The following is a 4,437-nucleotide window of genomic DNA, read 5'->3' on the forward strand; positions in this document are numbered from 1 at the left end:
GTCCCAGCCGCCCAGACGGTCCCAGCCGCCCAGACGTTTCGGTGCTTCCCATCCGTCGCCGGCTTTGGAGACGTAGATCTGCGGCACAGCCTTGCCCTCACGCTTGCCCGTGTTCTGCACATTGAAGCTGACCTGCACCGCTCCGCTGGCTGCCTGCGCCTTCAGCCCGGAGTAGTTGAAGGTGGTGTACGACAGGCCGTGGCCAAAGGGGAACAATGGCTTCAGGCCTTTCTTGTCGAACCACTTGTAGCCTACCGCCGCGCCCTCGATATCGTAATCCACCAGGAACCGTGTGCCTTCGGGCAGACCTTTGCCATCCAGTGTTGGCCGAGGCAGCTGCGATTCGCTCAGCGGGAAGGTAGCTGGCAGACGGCCGGAGGCATCGATCTCGCCTGTCAGAACGCGCGCAATCGCTTCGCCACCACCGGTGCCGGGATACCAGGCTTCTACGACTGCGTCCACTGCGTTCAGCCACGGCATGGACACCGGCGAGCCGGTTTCCAGCACCACGACGGTGTGCTTGTTAGCACCAGCGACAGCTGCAATGGTCGCGTCCTGATTGTTGGGCAGCTTGAGGTCTGGCTGATCGACCGATTCGGCAGTCCACTGCGAGGCGAATACGATGGCCAGATCGCTCGATGCTGCGAGCTTGGCGGCAGCGGCAGAGTCCTTGCCATCGTTGTACACGAACCTGGCGTGCAGGCGTGCGGCCAGCGCTTTCAAAGGTGAGGACGGGTGATACAYGATCGGACCCGGGAATTGTTTCGGACCTTCGTTCGGCACCGGCGAGCCGCCCTCTGGATAGACCTGTGAGGAGCCGCCGCCCGACAGTACGCCAACATCGGCGTGGCCGCCGATGATGGCAATGGTCTTGTAGCTGTTCGCCAGCGGCAGCAAGTTGTTCCGGTTCTTCAGCAGAACGATGGACTCTTCGGACGCGGCCTGYGAAATCCTGGCGTTCCTGGCGTAATCGATGCGCTCCGGCTGCACCTTGACGGGATTGTCCATCAAGCCGTTGGCATACATCGAGCGCAGGATGCGGCGCACCATGTCATCGACGCGCGCTTGCGGCACGTGGCCGTTTTCGACTGCTTCCTTCAAGGCGCCATTGAAATAGGGCGATTTATCGAAAGGCCAGCCCGATTGCTGATCGAGTCCGGCCAATGCGGCGGGAATGGTCGAGTGAGTGCCACCCCAGTCCGACATCACATAGCCTTTGTAGCCCCACTGGTCTTTGAGGACTTTGTTCAGCAAGAAGTCCTGCTCGCAGTTGTACACGCCGTAAGTGCGGTTGTAGCTGCACATCACGGAACCTGGATTGCCACGTTCGATCGCGATCTGGAAAGCCAGCAGGTCGGACATGCGGCCTGCCGCATCGTCGATTTTTACGTCGAGAATATTGCGGCCGGTCTCCTGGTCGTTGTAGGCGTAGTGCTTCAGCGTCGAGATCACATGATTCGACTGGATGCCGCGAATCTGCTCACCGACCATAACGCCCGCCAGTAAAGGATCTTCGCCCGCGTACTCGAAGTTGCGGCCATTGCGCGGATCGCGCTGCAGGTTGGCGCCGCCCGCCAGCATCACATTGTGGCCGGACAGGCGCGCTTCGTTGCCGATCATGGCGCCGCCGGCAAAAGCGGCTTGCGGATTCCAGGTCGCGGCAACGGCAATGTTTGCAGGCAGCGATGTGCGGGCACGCAGGCTTTTGCCCAGCGCCTGCGTGGCCACGCCGACGCCTGCATCCGTGAGCTGCTGGTCGGGGATGCCGAGACGCTCCACGCCGTACACAAAACCCGCTGCACCATCGATGCCTTCCTTCGGCTTGGTCGACGACGGTGGCAGATCGGTCGAGAAGTAACCGAACACCAGCTTGATCTTCTCGTCCATCGTCATTGCCGACAGTGTTTTCTGCGCGCGCTGATCGGGATCGTCAGGCGCCGCAAACGCGTGGGAAGACAAAGCAAATGCCACTGCAGCCATCAAAACTTTATTCATCAATTCAAACCTTTCTGATTTTCGTGATGCTGATCGTCGGTTCAAGCGCGGCCTTTTGCATCAGGCGTTTGCCGAGCCAGCGCCGTACCGGGATGTCATAGAACTTCAGGCAGATGTATGCCAGTGCGACGCAGGCCAGGAATGTCGCGGCAGCCACCGGCAGTGCGCCAGGCAGCGTTGCCTTGGTCCGCGAAACCCAGGCGGTGTAGCTATAAATGAAGGGGTAGTGGATGATGTAGATCGGATAAGAGATCGCGCCAAGGAAGCCGCAGATCTTCGTACCCAGCTGCGTATTCAGGTCGCCGCTTGCGCCGATGTAGACGACCATCGGGAAGACGATGACGATGCACAGCGCGTCGTAGAGGCCATTCTTCCAAAGCTCGGTCGGGCCGCCGAAGCGCGGCAGAGCCAGTGCGGCAAAGATCATCACGCTGCACAGCAGAAAGGCGTGATTGAAGCGACCGACAGTGACCACGCGAGACAGCAGCAAACCGGCGAAGAAGGGATACAGCAGGCGCGTTAAGCCAATACGTATCTGAGCCGGCGCCAGCGACCATCCGCCAATGACGTCACCGGGGCCGGTGACGCAGTAGTGCACCAGCACGCAGCCCGCGACGAACACGCACAGCGCCAGCAGCGTCTTGGAGAACTTACGCACAAACAGCGCGTACAGAATATTCGCAACGTACTCGTAGAACAGCGACCACGCGGGGCCGTTCAGCGGATGCATTTCTCCCCAGCCGCGCAGATCAAGCGCCGCGCCAACCGGCAGCAGGGTAATGCCGATGGCCATGACCATCACCACAAACCATACCGGCGTGGTTTCGATCCTGGCGAAAACTGGACTGATCTGCGYGTAGTACATCGCCGCACCGATCATCATGGCCACGACGATCATTGGATGCAGCCGGATCAGCCGGCGCTTGAAGAACTCCATGGCCGACATTTCGCGCCATCGGTCGTCGTAGGCGTAGCCGATGACGAAACCGGATAGCACGAAGAAGAAGTCCACCGCCAGATAGCCGTGATTGATGATCTGCTCAAAACGGCTCGCCGCGTGGGCTTCGAAAAAGTGGAAGGCGACGACCATCAGCGCCGCCACGCCACGCAATCCGTCCAGGATGGGGTAATGCCGCTTCGTGTCCGCGAAGCCGATCGACATGGAACTGTTTGCCACTAAGTCTCCTCCGTTTTGAAGATTTATTGATAGCGCTATCATTTCAAGGCGCGATTTTTTGATTTTTCGTCATCATACAGAGGGAAGTAGCCGCTGTCTCCAGGCGTATTGCTGTCGACAATTCTTACACTTAGCCTCGCTGTAATTTATTCTTTGCAACTAAGTATTTGATCCTGTTGAGATAGCGCTACTTGGCACACGAAGTGCTTAATCTCACTGTTCAAACTCGACAGACGCAGGGAGGTTATTATGCTTCGCAAGTCTCAGTTCTTTGCCGCTACTTTGCTTGCATTGGGCTCACTGGGCAGCCTGCCCGCGAAAGCAAACCTCGTGACCAACGGGGGTTTTGAAACCGGAGACTTCACTGGATGGGGAAACGGGTTCAACGCAGTCTGGGACGGCGTAGATGGCCTGGCGCCTCAGTCAGGTTCGTTCGCCGCGTTCTTCGGCAATCCCGGGGGCATCAGCACCATCAGCCAGAGCTTGTCGACCGTGGCCGGAACCCTTTATTCGATTTCATTCTGGCTGCAAAACGAGGCGGACGTGACCGGCAACGCCGCCCCCAATTCGTTTGAATTCGATTGGGACGGCGTCACGCAAATGTCGCTGACGAATGCGCCCGGTTCCGGTTACACCGAATACACGTTCCAGCTTGTCGCGAGCGGAGCCACGACCAACCTGGCCTTCAACTTCAGCCAGACGGCCGCTTTCTGGGATTTCGACTCGGTCGTAGTCGAGGCCGCGACCGTGCCGGAACCGGGCAGTCTCCCATTGCTGGCGGTAGGCGGCGTGCTGGCCTTCGCCACCCTGCGCGCCCGCAAGAACAGCTGAATCCGGCGTCGCCCGGCGCCAAGCCAGCGCCAGTGTCGCTAATAACAAAGTCGACCACAAGGCAGTCTTGAAAATCAAAGGCTTACAGAACCTCTGCCATTCATCATGAAAAATAAAGTCCTACACAGATTAGGCGCATAGCGGAATTTACCCCGACCTTGTATTAATAAAGTCCACCACAACTCGACGTGGCTAACTCTATGGCACCTTCATAGTCACCTGACGAGCGTCAGATCGGAAGCTTCCACAGTCCGCGTTCGCCCGAGACTGTGTGAAAACATGGCCTCAATGTAAACGAGATGTTTCCTGAAGCGTTATCACTTCAACGCATGCACTCAGGAGGCCGGGATGAAGCGGTATGTCGAGGGAGCAGATCGCAGCCAGTGTATTCTTTTTCCAGAGCAGTTGGACGACTACGTTGGCGAGGATAATAT

At 58.4% G+C, this 4,437-nt stretch carries 3 protein-coding genes; 1 reads left to right on the forward strand and 2 read right to left on the reverse strand.

Going from position 1 to position 4,437, the window contains the following annotated elements; all coding sequences use genetic code 11:
• The coding region (locus AB4Z11_RS24165) for a glycoside hydrolase family 3 protein (protein ID WP_442028227.1) at window positions 1–1,995 on the reverse strand (1,995 nt) is incomplete at its 3' end.
• Window positions 1,996–1,999: 4 nt separating this feature from the next.
• On the reverse strand, window positions 2,000–3,172 hold the full coding sequence (locus tag AB4Z11_RS24170) for an acyltransferase family protein (protein WP_442028228.1): 1,173 nt from the start codon (window positions 3,170–3,172) through the stop codon (window positions 2,000–2,002).
• A 249-nt stretch (window positions 3,173–3,421) separates the two neighbouring features.
• Here AB4Z11_RS24170 and AB4Z11_RS24175 point away from each other — a divergent pair, with 249 nt between their 5' ends.
• Window positions 3,422–4,003, forward strand: a complete 582-nt coding sequence (locus AB4Z11_RS24175) for a PEP-CTERM sorting domain-containing protein (RefSeq protein WP_442028229.1) — start codon at window positions 3,422–3,424, stop codon at window positions 4,001–4,003.
• Window positions 4,004–4,437 lie beyond the last annotated feature (434 nt).

The sequence above is a fragment of the Pseudoduganella sp. RAF53_2 genome (genome assembly GCF_052113985.1).
In the GTDB taxonomy this organism is placed as follows: Bacteria; Pseudomonadota; Gammaproteobacteria; order Burkholderiales; family Burkholderiaceae_D; genus Rugamonas.